The following is a 16,823-nucleotide window of genomic DNA, read 5'->3' as shown; positions in this document are numbered from 1 at the left end:
ATTTTGCAACAAATTTTTAGATTTCTTTTTCACTAAGCTGTTTCAGGTAAAGCTCTTTATAATAACCTTCTGCACCAAGAAGTTGTTGATGAGTACCGCGTTGAACGATCTCCCCGTCTTCCAGAATGATGATCTTGTCGGCATTTTTTACTGAAGATATTCTGTGACTTACGATTATTGTAGTCTTGTTTTTACTGATCCTGAAGAGGTTATTCAAAATTTCTTCCTCGGTCTCTGTGTCTACTGCGGAAAGAGAATCGTCAAAAAGGAGGATCTTCGGGTCATGTACTATGGCACGTGCAATGGAAACGCGTTGCTTTTGTCCGCCCGAAAGCGTAATGCCGCGCTCCCCAAGAACGGTGTCATAGCCTTTGCTGAAGCCTGTAATGTTACGGTGTACTGCAGCATTTTTGGCAGCCGTGATGATCTCCTCATCACTTGCATCGGCTTTTCCGAATTTAATGTTGTTCTTGATCGAATCGCTGAATAGAAATGCATCCTGAGGCACATAGCCAATGCTTTCTCGCAATTCTTTTAGGTTCATAGATTTGATGTCTTTTCCATCAATGGAGATCTCTCCCTGCTCCACATCGTATAACCTGCCAATGAGTTCAAGAATGGTGGATTTCCCAGAGCCGGTCTTTCCAATAATGGCAAGCGTCTCTCCACTTTCTACCTCAAAAGTGACATTTTTGAGGGCTGTTATATTTGTATCTTCATAAGTGAAGGTAACATTCTTAAAAGCAATGGAACCCTGAACATCTTCGAGCGTAGTGCTGGGATTGAGAATTTGAGGCACTTCCTTTAAAAACTCATTGATCCTTTTTTGTGAAGCTTCAGCCTGTTGTACAATTGAGGTGACCCAACCCACAGTAGCAACCGGCCATGTCAACATATTGACGTATAAAAGAAACTCTACGATTACCCCCAGGTTATCTATTTCTCCGGATATAAATTTTCTTCCTCCAATGTATATCACGAGGATATTGCTGGCTCCAATTAACAAAACCATCAGCGGAAAAAAGAAAGCCTGCACCTTCACCAGGTCGATATTTTTTTCCTTGCTTCCGTTGGAGAGCTCGACAAAGGCTGTGTTAGTTTGGGGTTCTAAGCCGTAGGATTTTATTACAGAAATTCCGCTGAAGCTTTCCTGGGTAAAACTGTTAAGCTTGGACAAGTATTGTTGTACTATAGTGCTGCGTTTGTTTATAGCGACGCTCAGCTTATAAATGGCGAATGAAAGAATTGGCAGAGGGGCAATGGTATATAATGTCAGCTCTGGGGCCTGCAGGAACATGTACGGGATCACTACGATAAATAAAACTCCTGTTTGCAGGCTATACATTATGGCCGGGCCGGCATACATGCGCACCTTTGACACGTCCTCACTTATGCGATTCATCAGGTCGCCCGTTCGATTCTTTTTGTAAAAGTTCAGGGAGAGGTCCTGGTATTTCTGGTAAACTTCATTTTTAAGATCATATTCAATATGCCTGGAAACTACAATGATCGCCTGGCGCATTAAAAAGGTGAATAGACCTGCAAGTAAAGTGGCGCCTAAAATGAGTAAAATATTATTCATCAATTCGGTGCGTACAGCAGCCTCAGATGTGGTCTCGCCGTTCACAAATTTCTCTATTTCACTGGTTGATTCTCCAATGAACCGCGGAGTAAGAATGGCAAATACTCTTGCGATGATGGTGATAATGACTCCGCCTATGAGGTGCCACTTATATTTCAGGAAATATTTATTTAAATGCTTTAATTCTTTCATATAATCTCTGGAAGCAATTTTCTCAAATCCATAATTTTGGTGGTGCAAATGGTTTTGAAAATGAAATATTAACTATTTTTGCCCTGTAATATTTTCGAATCATCGAAATTATCTAAAATTTTCAAACTTATGACAGTGGATGTTCTAAAGGCAAATGAACTTAAAAAAGCCGCTCCGGTTTTTGGGCAGCTTTCCTTTGATGACCATGAACAAGTGGTTTTTTGCAATGACAAAGATACAGGATTAAAGGCAATTATTGGAATTCACAACACAGTTTTAGGCCCTGCTCTTGGCGGTACCAGAATGTGGAATTACAGTTCAGAATGGGATGCGCTCAATGATGTGCTGCGCCTTTCCCGGGGAATGACTTTTAAAAGTGCCGTTACTGGTCTCAATCTGGGAGGCGGTAAGGCAGTGATCATTGGTGATGCAAAGACTCAGAAAACTCCCGAGCTCATGCGTAGATTTGGAGAGTTTGTCCACTCATTAAGTGGTAAATATATTACAGCCGAAGACGTGGGAATGGAAACGGCAGATATGGATACTGTGAGAGAAGTAACACCTTATGTTACCGGAATTTCGGAAGATAAAGGTGGAGCAGGAAATCCTTCGCCTGTTACTGCTTATGGAGTATACATGGGAATGAAGGCTGCGGCTAAATTCCGGTTTGGTAGTGAAAACCTTCAGGGAAGATCTGTACTGGTTCAGGGAATTGGTCACGTAGGTGAGTCTCTGGTAGATTATCTTACAAAAGAAGGAGCAAAGGTCTTTATAAGCGATATTAATGAAGCCAGGCTTCAGCAGATCCAGGAGCGATACAGGGCTGAGATCTTTACCGGCGATATTTATTCAGCAAAAGTGGATATCTATGCGCCATGTGCTTTGGGAGCGACCATAAATGATGAAACTATCGAAAGGTTCCAGGCAAAAGTGATTGCAGGTGCTGCTAATAACCAGCTTGCCGATGATACGCGCCACGGCCTTATTCTTAGGAAGAAGGAGATCGTTTATGCGCCCGATTTTCTTATCAATGCCGGGGGGATCATCAATGTTTATGCTGAACTTGAAGGCTACGGAAGAAAAGAGATCATGGAGAAGACAGAGAACATCTACAATACAACGCTGGAGATCCTTAATGCGGCCGAAGCAAATGATATTTCAACCCATGAAGCTGCTCTTAAAGTAGCTCAACAGCGAATAGCCGACAGAAAAAATCGCAGATAACCTCCGCAATTTTTTAATTTAAATAGTATTTTTGCCGGGCGAAAGGGAAAAACCTTTCGCCCTAATTTTTTAAAGTTCTTTTACAGCTATGTTGACCAGAAGACATATCCGCGTTAAAGTAATGCAGTCATTGTATGCCTACTCGCAAAGTGAAAACAATAATCTCAATACCGAAGAGAAGTTTCTCCTTAAGAGTATGGATGAAATGTACGATCTGTACCTTTTAATGCTGGATCTATTTGTGCAGATCAAGGACCATGCAGAGGAATACCTGGAAAAAGCTCAGCAAAAACATCTTCCTTCTCAGGAGGAAGTGGATCCCAATAAGAAATTTATTAATAACGAGGTTATCATTCTGTTAAAGGAGAATGAAAGCCTCCAGAATGCGCTTGAGGCAAGAAAGCTCAACAACTGGAGCCACGATGATGAGTATGTGGAGATCTTGTGGTCAGAGATCAGAAGGAGTGAACTTTTTGAGAATTATATGTCTACCCGCGAATCCTCTTTTAAGGAGGATAAAGATTTTGTTGTCGCTATCTTCAAACATGTTATCGCTCCAAATGAAAAACTTTATGATTACCTGGAAGATAAAAAGATCACCTGGATCGACGATTTGCCATTAGTAAATACGGCCATCGTAAAGATGCTTCAAAAGTCTGTGCCAGGGAAGCAGCAGGCATTGACCAGGTTGTTTAAAAGTTCAGATGACAAGGAATACGCGGTAGAGCTTTTTAGAAAGACGCTGCTGAATGATGAGAGTCTTGCTGGTGAGATGGAGGGAAAAACACCAAACTGGGATAAGGAGCGGATTGCCGATCTGGACACCATACTTATTAAAATGGCTATTTGTGAATTTCTGAAATTCCCATCTATACCAGTTAAAGTTACTATTAACGAATATTTAGAAATTGCCAAAGAATACAGTACTCCTAAAAGTAGTATTTTTATCAATGGCATTCTTGATAAGCTCTCAAAGGAGTACAAGGATGAAGGCAAACTGAACAAAATTGGCAGGGGCCTGATGTAGTCCTCCAATTTTTCTTAATTTTATCAACTTTAACCATAAATTGTAAATCATGAAAAAAGGAATTTTATTAATGGCACTGGTTGCTGCGTTCAATTTCACCTCCTGTAAGGATGACGCATCCAACAAAGTAAAAGCAGAAAACGTTGAAGATGCTGCAGTACGTGATGCGCAGGATGTAGTTTATCCTGAAATCAGTTTTGAAAAAACTGAGCATGACTTTGGTACAATTGCACAAGGTACTAATGTGGAGCACACGTTCACCTTCACAAATACAGGAAAAGCACCATTGGTGATCACTAACGCCAGCAGTTCTTGTGGATGTACAGTTCCAACCTGGACCAAAGAACCTATTGCACCAGGTGAAACAGGTGAGATGTTAGTGAAATTCAACGGTAGCGGTCAAAACCAGGTTACCAAAACAGTTACCATTACTGCAAATACAGAAAGCGGTAAGGAACAATTAAAAATCAAAGCTTTTGTAGAGCCTAAAGAAACACAGTCTTAGAACTACAGAGCAACAAAATTATCTATGGATCAATTAGCACAGTTTGCCCCAATTATTTTAATGTTTATAGTGGTGTATTTTTTTATGATACGCCCACAAATGAAACGTGCCAAGCAGGAAAAACAATTCTCTTCAGAACTTAAAAGAGGAGATCGTATTGTAACTAAAAGCGGAATGCACGGTAAAATAATTGATTTCAGTGATAAGCAGAATGCAGTTATTATTGAAACCGGAGCCGGAAAGATCACTTTTGACAGGTCATCCATTTCTATGGAGATGAGCAAGAAACTGAACGAACCGGTAAAGGAAACAAAATAAGTTCCTTCGGGAAAAATATAAGAGAGCCCCACGTTAATGCGTGGGGCTTCTTTTTTTGGAGAAACCTGCAAGGTTTTTTTTGGGTCTTGAATTCTTTCCCGCTTACATGGAAGATGCTGAGACAAGTTCAGCATGACGAAGAGACTAACAACCGTATATCCTATCGGTAACCCTGAATTTATTCAGGGTCCTTTCTTCAATTTGACTTTTTTCTAAAGTCCGACTCGGCTCTTATTCAGCATTCTGTATGCCTGTAGGCAGGCGCAGCGGCCAGTTTTTAGCAGTTCTTATACTTTTCATGTAGGCCCACTCCGCTTTTGACCATAGGGATGATCTTTTCCAAACGGCTTTGCTTGGTCGCCTCCCGTTTTGCTTGTGCTATGTGTTCGCAATACTCGCGCTGCTTTCCAGGAGTGAGATTCTGAAAAGCAACTTCAAACGAGGGATCATCAGAGAAAGCAGCCGAAATTTCAGCTGGAATTTCCACTTCCTTGGCCTTAACAGGTTTTATTTCCTTTCCTTCCTTTTGATTCTGAATCGCCTCACTTACATAGTTTCTCAGTTCCTGCAGGGGTAATTCCTCCCCGCGCTCAAATCTTATCTGCCTCAGGGCTTTTGTCTTTCCGTCTTGCGCATTTTCCAGTAAAGCAGTGTTTTCCCTGAGCAAGGCTCCGTTATAAAACCACATGGCGCAATGATTTTTAAAAGCAGCTATGGAAATGACATTTTTACCACCTACAGTATATACAGGCGCGCCCCATTTTATAGTCTCCTCAACATCCTGAGTGAGGATCATTTCCCTCAAATCTCGTAATTCGCTTTCCCAGGAAGGGTGAGCTCCTATGTATTCTTCAGCTGATTTTACTGCCATTGGTTTGTGATTAGTGATTGGTGAATAGTTAATATGGCTAACCCTGTTAACGGTTTTAAACCCTGACAGGGTTCCTCAGATCGGCAATCCGCAAGCCAAACCTTGAATTTTAAATCCTGAATCTTGAATCCTCTTTCGCTGTTAATTCTACAATCTTTACGATCACTTCTACTGCCTTTTGCATGCTTTCTACCGGCACATATTCATACTTTCCGTGGAAGTTGTGGCCTCCTGCGAAAATATTTGGACAGGGAAGGCCTTTAAAACTTAATTGTGCGCCATCGGTTCCTCCGCGAATAGGCTTTATTATAGGAGTAACGTTCACCTGCTTCATGGCCTCTTCGGCAATATCTACAATGTGCATTACAGGCTCCACCTTTTCTCGCATATTGAAATACTGATCCTTGATCTCCACCGTCACACAATCTCTTTCCTGCTGACTGCAAATTTCCTGAGCCAGGTCTTGCATCATTTGCTTACGAGCCTCAAAATGTTCCCGGTCATGGTCACGAATAATGTAGTGTAAAGTAGTTTCCTCCACGTCACCCTCTATGGCATTGAGGTGGAAGAATCCCTGCCGATCTTCAGTATGTTCTGGAGTTTCGAGACGTGGCAAGGAATTAATAAAATCCATAGCAATATACATGCTGTTGATCATTTTGTTTTTGGCATAGCCGGGATGAACGCTTTTCCCGCTGACTTTCACTACCGCTCCTGCCGCGTTGAAATTCTCGAATTCCAGTTCTCCTACCTGGCTTCCGTCCATGGTGTAAGCCCAGTCGGCACCAAATTTTTCTACATTAAATTTGTGGGCGCCACGGCCAATTTCTTCATCGGGCGTGAAACACACCCGAATTTTACCATGTTGAATTTCAGGATGGGCGAGCAGATATTTCATGGCCTCCATAATTTCTGTGATCCCAGCTTTATCATCTGCTCCTAACAGCGTTGTTCCATCTGTAGTGATCAAGGTTTGGCCCTCGTATTGAAGCAGGTCTGAAAAATAATCGGGCGATAGAATGATGTTTTTTTCCTTGTTCAGAATAATATCCTTCCCGTCATAATTTTCAATGATCTGTGGTTTTACATTGGTTCCTGAAAAATCTGGTGTAGTGTCAAAATGAGAAACAAATCCAATTACCGGCACTTCATGATCCACATTAGCAGGAAGGGTAGCCATAACATAGGCATTCTCGTCTATGCTAACCTCCTTCATCCCCATTGCCTCTAACTCCTCCCTGAGTTTATTGGCGAGCTCCCATTGCTTTTCGGTGCTGGGAGTGGTGCTGCTATTCTCGTCACTTTGGGTGTCGATCTTGACATAACTTAAAAATCTTTCTATTACTTCCTGCTTATTGGTCATTATGGCTGAAATTTTATCAAAAATAAAGATATAAATCACAGTTCTAAAACCTTTCCCGATTTCCTGCTTTTTTATCCCGCTTTGTGTTAATTTTGCCCAAAATCTCTTCCATGTACCAGAAAATAATTCGTCCTGTTTTATTCAATATTGACCCCGAAAAGGTGCATTATTTTACCTTTTCTGCACTTCGGAAGTTATTTCTGCTGCCCGGAAGTCAGAAGCTGGTCCGACAGAATTTTGTCGTGGAAGACAAACGATTGGAAAGGGAAGTATTCGGAATAAAATTTCCCAATCCCGTGGGACTGGCTGCGGGCTTTGATAAAGATGCCAAGTTGTTTAAGGAGCTCTCAAATTTCGGCTTTGGATTTGTTGAGATTGGAACCCTTACCCCACAACCACAGCCGGGCAATGAGAAGAAGAGACTATTCAGGTTGAGGGAAGACAAAGCTATTATTAATCGAATGGGCTTCAACAATGGGGGAGTAGCCGAGGCAGTTGAAAGGTTAAAAAAGAATACCGGAGTTCTGATTGGCGGAAATATTGGAAAGAACAAAATCACTCCTAATGAGAACGCAGTAGATGATTATATGATCTGCTTTAATGCCCTTTTTGAGCATGTAGATTATTTTGTAGTGAATGTAAGTTCTCCCAACACTCCTAACTTAAGGGAGTTGCAGGACAAGGAGCCACTCACCAAGCTTTTGAACACCTTGCAGCAGGACAACCTGAAGCGCCCTAAGTCCAAACCTATCCTTCTAAAAATAGCTCCCGACCTTACAGATACCCAGTTACTGGATATTATTGATATTATAAAAGAAACAGGAATTGCCGGAGTAATAGCGACAAATACTACTATTTCGAGAGAAGGATTGACTTCTCCCGATCAAAAGGAGACTGGCGGTCTAAGTGGAAAGCCTTTAACGAAAAGAGCTACTGAGGTGATCCGGTTCCTATCTGAAAAAAGTAACCAGGCCTTTCCTATAATTGGCGTCGGGGGAATTATGACTCCCAAAGATGCTATAGAAAAATTAGAGGCAGGAGCCAGTCTTGTACAGCTATATACAGGCTTTATTTATGAAGGTCCGCAGCTGGTAAAGAAGATCAATCAGGAAATTTTAAAACGCTCTTAGTGACGGCAGAGTTGATCCCTTTTCTGGCTGCCGCCATTCTGCTAACCCTTTCACCCGGGCCAGATATCGTATATGTACTTGTGCAGGGGATGACCAATGGGAAAAAATTCGGGATCGTGACCGCTGCCGGCCTGGTATCGGGAATCATAATTCATACCAGCTTAGTTGCTTTCGGAGTTTCCGCTATTATTAAACAGTCGGAAATGCTCTTTTTGATCATCAAGATCTTAGGTGCCTGCTATCTTTTCTATCTCGCGTGGCAGGTGTATAAAAGCGAACCGGTTATAGATTTGAGAACACAGACATCAGCAAATAAAAAGCAGCTGCTTTCCCTCTTTAAAAGGGGATTTTTGATGAATGTTCTTAACCCCAAGGTCGCAATTTTCTTTCTTGCCTTCTTTCCCGGTTTTCTCTGGGAACCTAATGGAAATACGGTATTGCAGTTCTACATTCTTGGCTTTCTTTTCATGTTGCAGGCGTTTCTTATTTTTTCTGCTGTTGCCATTCTTGCAGGAAAGATCTCTGGATATCTGCAAAAACATCCGGCCTCGGGTGTAGTTTTTAAATGGGTACAGGTGGTGGTTTTTATAGGAATTGGGATCTTTATTTTAGTTTAGAGGACTTAGTGTATAGGAGTGAGTATTGAGTACTGAGTAGTGAGATTAGGCTGTTGGCCGTTGGCTTTTAGCCTTTAACTTCTTTTCCTGTCCCAAGGCTAATTTTAATCGTGCTGGAAACCCCAGAACCCAAAAGCAATTTCAGGGTGAGGTGAAATGAGAAAAAATATACTTGAATCTAAAATACTTCTTAGCCGGATTTGCAATCTTTCCTTGAGATTAATTGAACCTTGATAGCAAACCAAGCAATGATACGACCCCGTAGGGGTCGAATAATTTGGTATGTCAAATTTCTCTATAAAGATTGGATCCCCTCGGGATCCCGAAAATTATAGGACATCATTCTAAAATATCTGCTCACTCAGGACCGGAAAGGGATTGGAATATCCGATCTTGGTATAGAGAATTTCGTAGTCGTTAGTGAGTATGAGAAATCTTTACCTTGTAGTTGTGTGTTTTTACTTTTCCAAGGCTTTGTCCCTGGCTTTATAAAGAGATACTTGTAAAACAAGACATCTCAAGTCTGACTTCTCAAATCTCACATCTCATGTCTCAAATCTCACATCTCATGTCTCAAATCTCACATCTCACATCTCACATCTCACATCTCACATCTCATGTCTCAAATCTCACATCTCATATCTCAAATCTAAATTCTATATTTGGCCTATGGGGAAAATCAAGATCATTGAATGTCCGCGTGACGCCATGCAGGGAATAAAAAATTTTATACCCACAGAAAAAAAGGTGCAGTATATCCAGTCGCTTTTACGCTGTGGTTTCGACACCATTGACTTCGGAAGTTTTGTTTCCCCTAAGGCCATTCCACAAATGGCAGATACTGCTGAAGTACTGGCCCAACTAGATCTTTCCCGTACTCAGAGCAAACTTCTGGCCATAGTCGCAAATACCCGCGGGGCCGAAAGTGCCGCACAGCATCCCGAAATACAATATCTGGGCTATCCTTTTTCAATTTCTGAAAATTTCCAGATGCGGAACACTCATAAAACAATTGCCGAGTCTGTAGAAACGCTCCAGGAGATCCTCGACATTGCAGGTGCTTCAGGAAAGGAGGTTGTCGCCTATCTATCTATGGGATTTGGAAATCCTTATGGAGACCCATGGGATGTTGACATCGTTGGAGAGTGGACCGAAAGGCTGTCGGGCATGGGAGTAAAGATCCTTTCTCTTTCTGACACTATTGGAAGCTCTACCCCTGAAGTTATTGAATATCTTTTTTCAAACCTGATCCCAAAATATCCCGAGATCGAATTTGGAGCCCATTTACATACCACCCCCACAAAGTGGTTTGAAAAGGTAGATGCTGCCTATAAATCCGGCTGCAGGAGGTTTGACGGGGCTATACAGGGATTTGGCGGTTGCCCCATGGCCAAAGATGAGCTCACCGGAAATATGCCTACAGAAAAGGTGCTTTCCTACTTCACCTCAAAAAAAGCTGATACAAATATTAAGATGATGAGTTTTGAAGCTTCTCATAATGAAGCCACAAAGATTTTTAGCCTCTACCATTAGAAAAATACATTGTTTCAATTATTTTCATTGATAAATTTTATTTAAAATTATTCTAAATAATCTTTGTTGAAAGGCAGAGACCATCTACATTTGCGGTGTTATTTTAAACAAGTCTAAATAAACCAATAAAATGAAAAAAGCTTTATTTGCTGCACTTGTGGGAGGGATTGCCTTCACTTCGTGCTCGACAGATGATGATTCCGTTATCCCAACTAACAAGGTAGATGTTCCTGAAACATATTCTTTTACACGAGATGAACAGTCTACTGTTTCCTTTGATGGACAAACCACGAGACTTTTAATGGCTGGAGATTTAACCGCAGGATTTATGACTCCTGAGGCAACCGAAGAAGAACTCTCTAACATGTTTTCTAATGAGAATAATCCATTTTCTGATGAGGCTCTCAATACCAGTTCAAAAAGTGTAAAAAGTAAAGTAGCTGCTTCAACCTTGTATTTTGGATCAAACACAGTGGAGAGCAATGCGATAAAAGATACCTTCGAAAGCTGGATCACAGAGCAGGCTACAGAAGTTTTTCCAAATTGGGAAGTACTTGCAGAAGCAGGAGTCGCAGGACAGATTGCTCAGGGAGATAAAACAAGGTATGTGAATGCAAAGGGGATAGAGCTTAATCAGCTGTTCGCGAAAAGTCTAATAGGTGCTCTGCTTACAGATCAAATCCTCAACAATTATCTTTCACAGTCTGTATTAGACGAAGGAGATAATGTTGAAAATAATAATAATGCTGTTACCGAAGAGGGCAAAAGCTACACTACAATGGAGCATAAATGGGACGAGGCCTATGGATATTTAGTAGGTCATCCTTCTGTTTCGGGGGCAGATCCTATGATCTCACTTTCCTCAAATGAAGATCGTTTATTGTTCAATTACCTGCAAAGTGTCAACAGTGATTCAGATTTTGCCGGGATCGCAGAAGAGACTTTCGAAGCCTTTAAAGTTGGACGTGCAGCAATTGTGGCGGGTGATTATGAACTTAGAGATGAGCAGGTGGCAATCATTCGCGAGAACCTTTCCCTGGTAAGTGCAGTGCGAGCTATCCATTACCTGCAGGGTGGGAAAGTAGCCATTCAGAATGAAGACATGGGTGCTGCCTTTCACGAATTATCTGAAGGTCTTGGATTTCTTTACAGCCTAAGATTCACTCACAATCCTGCAACAGGAGAACCATACCTGGCACCTGAAGTCATCTTTGGATTCCAGGAACAACTAATGGCCGGTAATGGTTTTTGGGATGTGACACCTGAGACTCTTGATTCAATTTCTGAAGCTATTGCCACGGCATTCGGTATAACAGTTGCCCAGGCAGCAGAATAGTAATAAAAAAGTAGAGAGCCGGTTCCACCGGCTCTTTTTAAATTTTACACATTATGTTTAAGAGATTCGGTTTTTTAATTTTAGCTGTAGTAATGGTCTCCTGTAATTCTTCAGATGATTCAGGGAAAACTGATACTTCAGATAATTTTGACAGAGGAGCAATGTTGGCAAATTGGGCCGATAATATCATTATTCCGTCCTTCGAAAATTTTTCAGGAGAAACACAGTCTCTTAGTGAGGCCGCGACGGCTTTTTCTGAAGATCCTTCCGAAGCAAAATTGAGCGCCTTGAGAGCGGCTTTTGAAGAAGCTTATCTTGATTATCAAACCGTGGCAGCGTTTGATATTGGAAAGGCAGAGAGCCTCGATTATCACGGCTACCTCAATATTTATCCTGCAGATGAAACCGCCATTACAGCCAAAGCTGAAACCAACACCTTTAACCTCGAGCTTCCTGCTTCCCGCGATGAACAGGGATTCCCTGCACTTGATTTTCTTATCAACGGCCTTGGAGAAACAGATGCCGAAATTGTCACCTTTTACACAGGTGAAAATGCCACAGGTTATAAAAATTACCTGACTAGCGTCACTACGCGTATTAATTCACTGACGACTGAAGTTTTGGCTGACTGGAAAAATAATTTCAGGGATACCTTTGTATCCAGTACCAGCTCTTCAAGTACAGGCTCTGTAGATAAGTTCACAAACGACTACGTCATGTATTTTGAAATGGACCTGCGTTCGGGTAAAATTGGAATTCCTGCAGGAGTTTTTTCAGGAAATCCCGAGCCTACTACCGCAGAAGCTTATTATTCTGATGATTTTTCCAAACAGCTTTATTTAAAGGCACTGGAAGCTTTCAGGAATTTCTTTAATGGGAAACATTTCAACGGTAGCCAGACCGGGCCAAGTTATAAGCAGTATCTCGATTACCTTAATTCCATAAGGGGAGGAGAGGATCTTGCTGCCAGGATCAATGCACAGTTGGCCGATGTTGCACAGCAGGCCGAAGCTCTTGATGCAGATCTTGCAGAGCAGGTAAGAACAAATAATAACGCTATGCTTGCAGCTTACGATGAATTGCAGAAAGTTGTAGTGCTGCTTAAGATCGATATGTTACAGGCACTGGACGTTAGTGTAGATTATGTAGATACAGACGGAGATTAATTTTTCTCCTGGATCTTGATACAAATGAAAATTTCTGAATATTTAAAAAAAGATATGGAAGCCGCTCCTTTAGCGGTTTTCCGTATTTTTTTTGGTTTAATGATGTTCGGAAGTTTAGTGCGATTCTGGCTTAACGGCTGGATCGAAAAACTCTACATCCTGCCAGACTTTTCCTTTGCGTACTATGGCTTTGAATGGGTGAAACCATTAGGGAATTTCACCTATGTGATCTTCGCTATTTGTGCCTTGGCAGCACTGGCTGTAGCTGCCGGGTGGAAATACAGATGGGCAATGATCATCTTTTTCTTAAGCTTTACCTACATAGAGCTTATGGACAAAACCACCTATCTCAATCACTATTACTTCATAAGTATTTTGAGCTTTCTGCTCATATTTTTACCCGCAGGTAAATATTTTTCATTTGACGCCTATTTAAATTCACAACAGGCTGTTCAAAGAATTCCCGCCTGGAGCATTGACAGTATTAAACTGTTAATGGGAATAGTCTATTTTTACGCGGGGCTTGCAAAGCTAAATTCCGACTGGCTTTTTGAGGCCATGCCCCTTAAGATCTGGTTACCATCAAATTACGATCTCCCACTTCTTGGCAACCTCCTGCAGCAGGAATGGGTGCATTATTTCTTCAGTTGGTCGGGCATGATATACGATCTGGCCATTCCTTTTTTACTGCTTTCCCGTCGCACACGAGGTGTTGCTTTTTTGCTTGTGGTTATTTTTCACATTAGCACGCGCATTTTGTTCCCTATTGGGATGTTCCCTTTCATCATGATAGTAAGTGCGCTTATTTTTTTCGACGCAGGGCTGCACCACAAGATCTTGAAAAAGATTTCAGTAGTTCTTAATATTGCTAAATCCAGGTTTGACAATGGACGAAGTCTGCCGCTGCAGCCTCAAAAAAGGTATTTTTTGGTTAGTTTTTTAAGCGTTTTTTTCGTGGTACAACTGCTTTTTCCCTGGCGCTATCTGTTATATCCCGGGGAGTTGTTCTGGACCGAAGAAGGGTTTAGATTTTCCTGGCGGGTGATGTTAATGGAAAAGGCGGGTTATGCACAATTCAGGATTGTTGATCGCGACTCGGGAAAAAGTTTCTATGTGAACAACGGAAATTTTCTGACTCCTTTTCAGGAAAAACAAATGTCTTTTCAGCCAGATTTCATTCTTCAGTATGCACATTTTCTGGAAGACCATTTTTTGAGTGAGGGATATAAGAATATTGAAATATATGTGGACAGCCATGTCGCCCTGAACGGCAGAAGTAGTACGCCTTTTATCAACCCCCGTGTCAATTTGCTTGAGCATGAAGATTCCTTCGGGCAAAAGACCTTTATTTTACCATTCAATGACAGCATCCAAGGTTTGTAGCATTCTCTTTTTTCTCTTGACACTCCATTTTGCCGCCTTTGCGCAATTCGATTTAACAGGCACTATAACTTCTTCAGAAAGCGGAAATGCGGTTCCCAATGCCGAAATATTTAACCGCACAACAGGTCAGCTGTCAAAGGCAGATGAAAAAGGATATTTTAGGATACCATCTTTGGCGGCGGGCACTTATGACCTGGCGATCTTTAGCTATGATCATGAGGTGAAAGAACTGCAGCTGGAGCTCACTACAAACAGGAATATAGAGATAGAACTTTCCCCTTTAGCCGAAAGTCTTTCTGAAGTGGTTCTCATCCAGAGACGAAAAGAGGTCTTTGCCTTAAGAAATCTTCGGAAGGTGGAGGGCACAGCCATTTACGCCGGAAAAAAGAGTGAAGTTGTGCTAATGGAGGAGATCACCGGAAACCTGGCAGCCAACAATGCCCGGCAGATATACAATCAGGTGGTGGGGCTGAATATTTACGACAACGGCGATGCTGGCCTCCAACTGAACATTGGTGGAAGGGGCCTTGACCCCAACCGGACTCAAAATTTCAATACCCGCCAGAATGGATATGACATTTCTGCCGATGTTTTAGGATATCCCGAAAGCTATTACACGCCACCTGCCGAAGCCCTGAGTGAAATCCAGGTGATTCGGGGCGCAGCTTCCCTTCAATATGGAACACAGTTTGGGGGGCTCATCAACTTTAAATTCCGAAAACCCAATCCTGTCAAAAAGGTCGAATTGATCTCACGTCAATCTATTGGTTCAAATGATCTTTTTACCAGCTTCAACAGTTTGAGCGGGACCTTAGGGAAATTCAGCTATTATACCTTTTATAATCATAAATCGGGAAACGGTTTCAGACCTAATTCTGAATATGAGTCTCAGAACGCTTTCGCCCATTTGGCTTATAACTTCAGCGATAACACCAGGCTGAGCTTCGAATACACCTGGCTCGATTATCTTGCACAGCAGCCGGGAGGCCTTACCGATAAACAGTTTTACGAGGATCCGGAATTCAGCAACCGCGCCAGGAACTGGTTTGGTGTAAACTGGAATCTTTTTGCGCTAAAGCTGGAACAAAAGATCTCCCCAAAAACAGATTTCACATTAAATGTGTTTGGGCTTGATGCTTCCCGAAAGGCTGTAGGCTACAGGGAGAACCGGGTTTCACAGGCCGATGATCCCGAAGCGCCCCGGGAGTTGCTTAGCGACCAATTCAATAACTGGGGAGCCGAGGCAAGAATTCTTTCCCGATATGCCCTTTTTGGAGAGGAATCTGTCATCTTGCTCGGGACAAAATATTATACTGCCGAAAATGAACAGAGACAAGGCCCCGGCACTGCAGCAGCCAATGCCGATTTTGCTTTTGCGACTGAGCAGTTTCCCAACTACACCAGGCAATCACAATTTAGCTTTCCTAACCAAAACCTGGCTTTCTTTGGAGAGAACATCTTTAACCTAACGGAAAAATTTTCGATTACCCCTGGCTTTAGATTTGAATATATAAATACCCAGGCTGAAGGCACTTATAAATACATCTTTTTAGACAGGGCAGGAAATGTTCTAAAAAGTGAAACTCTCCCAGATAACAGGGATTTTGAGCGGAATTTCGTATTGCTTGGCATTGGAAGCAGTTATGAGCTTAGCAGTACTTTCGAGATGTACGCGAATTTCTCACAAAACTATCGCTCTGTTACATTTAATGATATTCGGGTGGTAAATCCAGTGTTCCAGGTAGACCCGAATATTTCTGATGAAGAAGGCTTCACTACAGACTTGGGGATTCGTGGCAGGTGGAAGAATTATGTTTCTCTGGATGTAAGCGCATTTGCCCTGCAGTACAACGATCGGATAGGAGAGGTTCTTAAAGCTGAGGTGCGGGAAAATGCTTCCGGAGAAATGGAACCTACTGGAAGGATCATTCGCTTCCGCGGAAATATTGGGGATGCCTTTATTTACGGCCTTGAAACTTTTGCAGACTGGAACCTTAAGAACACATTTTTGAGAGGTCATGAGCATCTTATTGCCGGATTTTTCGTGAATGCAGCTTTTACAGAATCGGAGTATCTGAGCTCTCAACAAAATAATGTGGAAGGAAATCAAGTGGAGTTCATACCCGCGGTGAATCTCAAGACCGGGCTCAATTTTGGGTACAAGAACTTTTTAGGAAGTCTGCAGTACACTTATCTGTCAAAGCAGTATACAGATGCCACCAATGCGCCACAGGATAAAAGAGATTCTCAAAGAGGGATTGAAGGAGCTATACCTGCTTATGATATTCTGGATCTGTCTCTTTCCTATTCCCTGGGAAGATTTAAGCTGGAGGCGGGAATAAATAACCTGCTGGACAATTCCTACTTCACCAGAAGGGCCACAGGATATCCAGGCCCGGGAATTATTCCGGCGCAGCCTTTAACCTGGTATACTACCCTGCAGTTAAGGCTCTAAAAAATTCTCAGCATAGCTTAATTTACATGTCGAACGGCTGTTAGTCTGCTGCTTAATTGCTTTGCTGTTAAACCTAACAAAAACAAATAATTAGTAGAGCTTATTTCCTATTTGTGGTATA

Annotated in this window: 14 protein-coding genes; 11 read left to right on the top strand and 3 right to left on the bottom strand. The window is 42.0% G+C overall.

The window, feature by feature from the left end; translation table 11 throughout:
- Positions 1–16: 16 nt before the first annotated feature.
- Positions 17–1,774 carry an ABC transporter ATP-binding protein gene (locus HC175_RS13915; protein WP_168139099.1) on the bottom strand — a complete coding sequence of 586 codons (1,758 nt, stop codon included), beginning with the start codon at positions 1,772–1,774 and terminating at the stop codon, positions 17–19.
- Between the two features lie 129 nt (positions 1,775–1,903).
- Here HC175_RS13915 and HC175_RS13910 point away from each other — a divergent pair, with 129 nt between their 5' ends.
- The 4 genes from HC175_RS13910 to yajC all read left to right on the top strand — a co-directional run bounded on the left by HC175_RS13910 (position 1,904) and on the right by yajC (position 4,848).
- Positions 1,904–2,998 carry a Glu/Leu/Phe/Val family dehydrogenase gene (locus HC175_RS13910; RefSeq protein WP_168139098.1) on the top strand — a complete coding sequence of 365 codons (1,095 nt, stop codon included), beginning with the start codon at positions 1,904–1,906 and terminating at the stop codon, positions 2,996–2,998.
- Positions 2,999–3,086: 88 nt separating this feature from the next.
- A complete protein-coding gene (locus tag HC175_RS13905) occupies positions 3,087–4,025 on the top strand; it encodes a transcription antitermination protein NusB (protein WP_168139097.1) in 939 nt (312 codons plus the stop codon).
- A gap of 49 nt (positions 4,026–4,074) precedes the next feature.
- The gene (locus HC175_RS13900; protein WP_168139096.1) at positions 4,075–4,530 is read left to right on the top strand and encodes a DUF1573 domain-containing protein; all 456 of its coding nucleotides are present in this window, start codon (positions 4,075–4,077) and stop codon (positions 4,528–4,530) included.
- A gap of 24 nt (positions 4,531–4,554) precedes the next feature.
- Positions 4,555–4,848, top strand: a complete 294-nt coding sequence (gene yajC / locus HC175_RS13895; RefSeq protein WP_168139095.1) for a preprotein translocase subunit YajC — start codon at positions 4,555–4,557, stop codon at positions 4,846–4,848.
- A 277-nt stretch (positions 4,849–5,125) separates the two neighbouring features.
- On the opposite strand, the gene HC175_RS13890 is transcribed toward yajC, so the two are convergent.
- Both HC175_RS13890 and pepT read right to left on the bottom strand, forming a co-directional pair.
- A complete protein-coding gene (locus tag HC175_RS13890; protein WP_168139094.1) occupies positions 5,126–5,719 on the bottom strand; it encodes a YdeI/OmpD-associated family protein in 594 nt (197 codons plus the stop codon).
- 109 nt (positions 5,720–5,828) lie between these two features.
- Complete coding sequence (pepT, locus tag HC175_RS13885) at positions 5,829–7,082, bottom strand: peptidase T (RefSeq protein ID WP_168139093.1); 1,254 nt, start codon at positions 7,080–7,082, stop codon at positions 5,829–5,831.
- Positions 7,083–7,192: 110 nt separating this feature from the next.
- Between pepT and HC175_RS13880 the strand changes: the two genes are divergently transcribed.
- The 7 genes from HC175_RS13880 to HC175_RS13850 all read left to right on the top strand — a co-directional run bounded on the left by HC175_RS13880 (position 7,193) and on the right by HC175_RS13850 (position 16,702).
- A complete protein-coding gene (locus tag HC175_RS13880; RefSeq protein WP_168139092.1) occupies positions 7,193–8,212 on the top strand; it encodes a quinone-dependent dihydroorotate dehydrogenase in 1,020 nt (339 codons plus the stop codon).
- Positions 8,212–8,829 (top strand): LysE family translocator, encoded by a 618-nt coding sequence (locus tag HC175_RS13875; RefSeq protein WP_168139091.1) that lies wholly within the window; start codon positions 8,212–8,214, stop codon positions 8,827–8,829. Before HC175_RS13880 ends, HC175_RS13875 begins: the two co-directional genes overlap by 1 nt.
- Before the next feature lie 669 nt (positions 8,830–9,498).
- On the top strand, positions 9,499–10,362 hold the full coding sequence (locus tag HC175_RS13870) for a hydroxymethylglutaryl-CoA lyase (protein ID WP_168139090.1): 864 nt from the start codon (positions 9,499–9,501) through the stop codon (positions 10,360–10,362).
- A gap of 130 nt (positions 10,363–10,492) precedes the next feature.
- Positions 10,493–11,698, top strand: coding sequence for a DUF4856 domain-containing protein (locus tag HC175_RS13865; RefSeq protein ID WP_168139089.1), 1,206 nt, complete (start codon positions 10,493–10,495; stop codon positions 11,696–11,698).
- Between the two features lie 53 nt (positions 11,699–11,751).
- The gene (locus tag HC175_RS13860; RefSeq protein WP_168139088.1) at positions 11,752–12,864 is read left to right on the top strand and encodes an imelysin family protein; all 1,113 of its coding nucleotides are present in this window, start codon (positions 11,752–11,754) and stop codon (positions 12,862–12,864) included.
- Positions 12,865–12,882: 18 nt separating this feature from the next.
- Positions 12,883–14,247, top strand: a complete 1,365-nt coding sequence (locus HC175_RS13855; RefSeq protein ID WP_438865940.1) for an HTTM domain-containing protein — start codon at positions 12,883–12,885, stop codon at positions 14,245–14,247.
- The gene (locus HC175_RS13850; RefSeq protein ID WP_168139086.1) at positions 14,225–16,702 is read left to right on the top strand and encodes a TonB-dependent receptor domain-containing protein; all 2,478 of its coding nucleotides are present in this window, start codon (positions 14,225–14,227) and stop codon (positions 16,700–16,702) included. Before HC175_RS13855 ends, HC175_RS13850 begins: the two co-directional genes overlap by 23 nt.
- The last annotated feature ends 121 nt before the right edge of the window (positions 16,703–16,823 follow it).

The sequence above is a fragment of the Salinimicrobium oceani genome (assembly GCF_012037645.1).
The sequence above is the reverse complement of the archived record's forward strand: the minus strand, read 5'-3'. Positions and strand labels throughout refer to the sequence as shown.

Coding starts and splice junctions, on each gene's coding strand:
- HC175_RS13900 (WP_168139096.1), top strand. CDS start 4,075: ATGAAAAAAGGAATTTTATTAATGGCACTGGTTGCTGCGTTCAATTTC.
- HC175_RS13870 (WP_168139090.1), top strand. CDS start 9,499: ATGGGGAAAATCAAGATCATTGAATGTCCGCGTGACGCCATGCAGGGA.
- HC175_RS13865 (WP_168139089.1), top strand. CDS start 10,493: ATGAAAAAAGCTTTATTTGCTGCACTTGTGGGAGGGATTGCCTTCACT.
- HC175_RS13910 (WP_168139098.1), top strand. CDS start 1,904: ATGACAGTGGATGTTCTAAAGGCAAATGAACTTAAAAAAGCCGCTCCG.
- HC175_RS13850 (WP_168139086.1), top strand. CDS start 14,225: ATGACAGCATCCAAGGTTTGTAGCATTCTCTTTTTTCTCTTGACACTC.
- HC175_RS13915 (WP_168139099.1), bottom strand. CDS start 1,774: ATGAAAGAATTAAAGCATTTAAATAAATATTTCCTGAAATATAAGTGG.
- HC175_RS13905 (WP_168139097.1), top strand. CDS start 3,087: ATGTTGACCAGAAGACATATCCGCGTTAAAGTAATGCAGTCATTGTAT.
- HC175_RS13880 (WP_168139092.1), top strand. CDS start 7,193: ATGTACCAGAAAATAATTCGTCCTGTTTTATTCAATATTGACCCCGAA.
- HC175_RS13890 (WP_168139094.1), bottom strand. CDS start 5,719: ATGGCAGTAAAATCAGCTGAAGAATACATAGGAGCTCACCCTTCCTGG.
- pepT (WP_168139093.1), bottom strand. CDS start 7,082: ATGACCAATAAGCAGGAAGTAATAGAAAGATTTTTAAGTTATGTCAAG.
- yajC (WP_168139095.1), top strand. CDS start 4,555: ATGGATCAATTAGCACAGTTTGCCCCAATTATTTTAATGTTTATAGTG.
- HC175_RS13860 (WP_168139088.1), top strand. CDS start 11,752: ATGTTTAAGAGATTCGGTTTTTTAATTTTAGCTGTAGTAATGGTCTCC.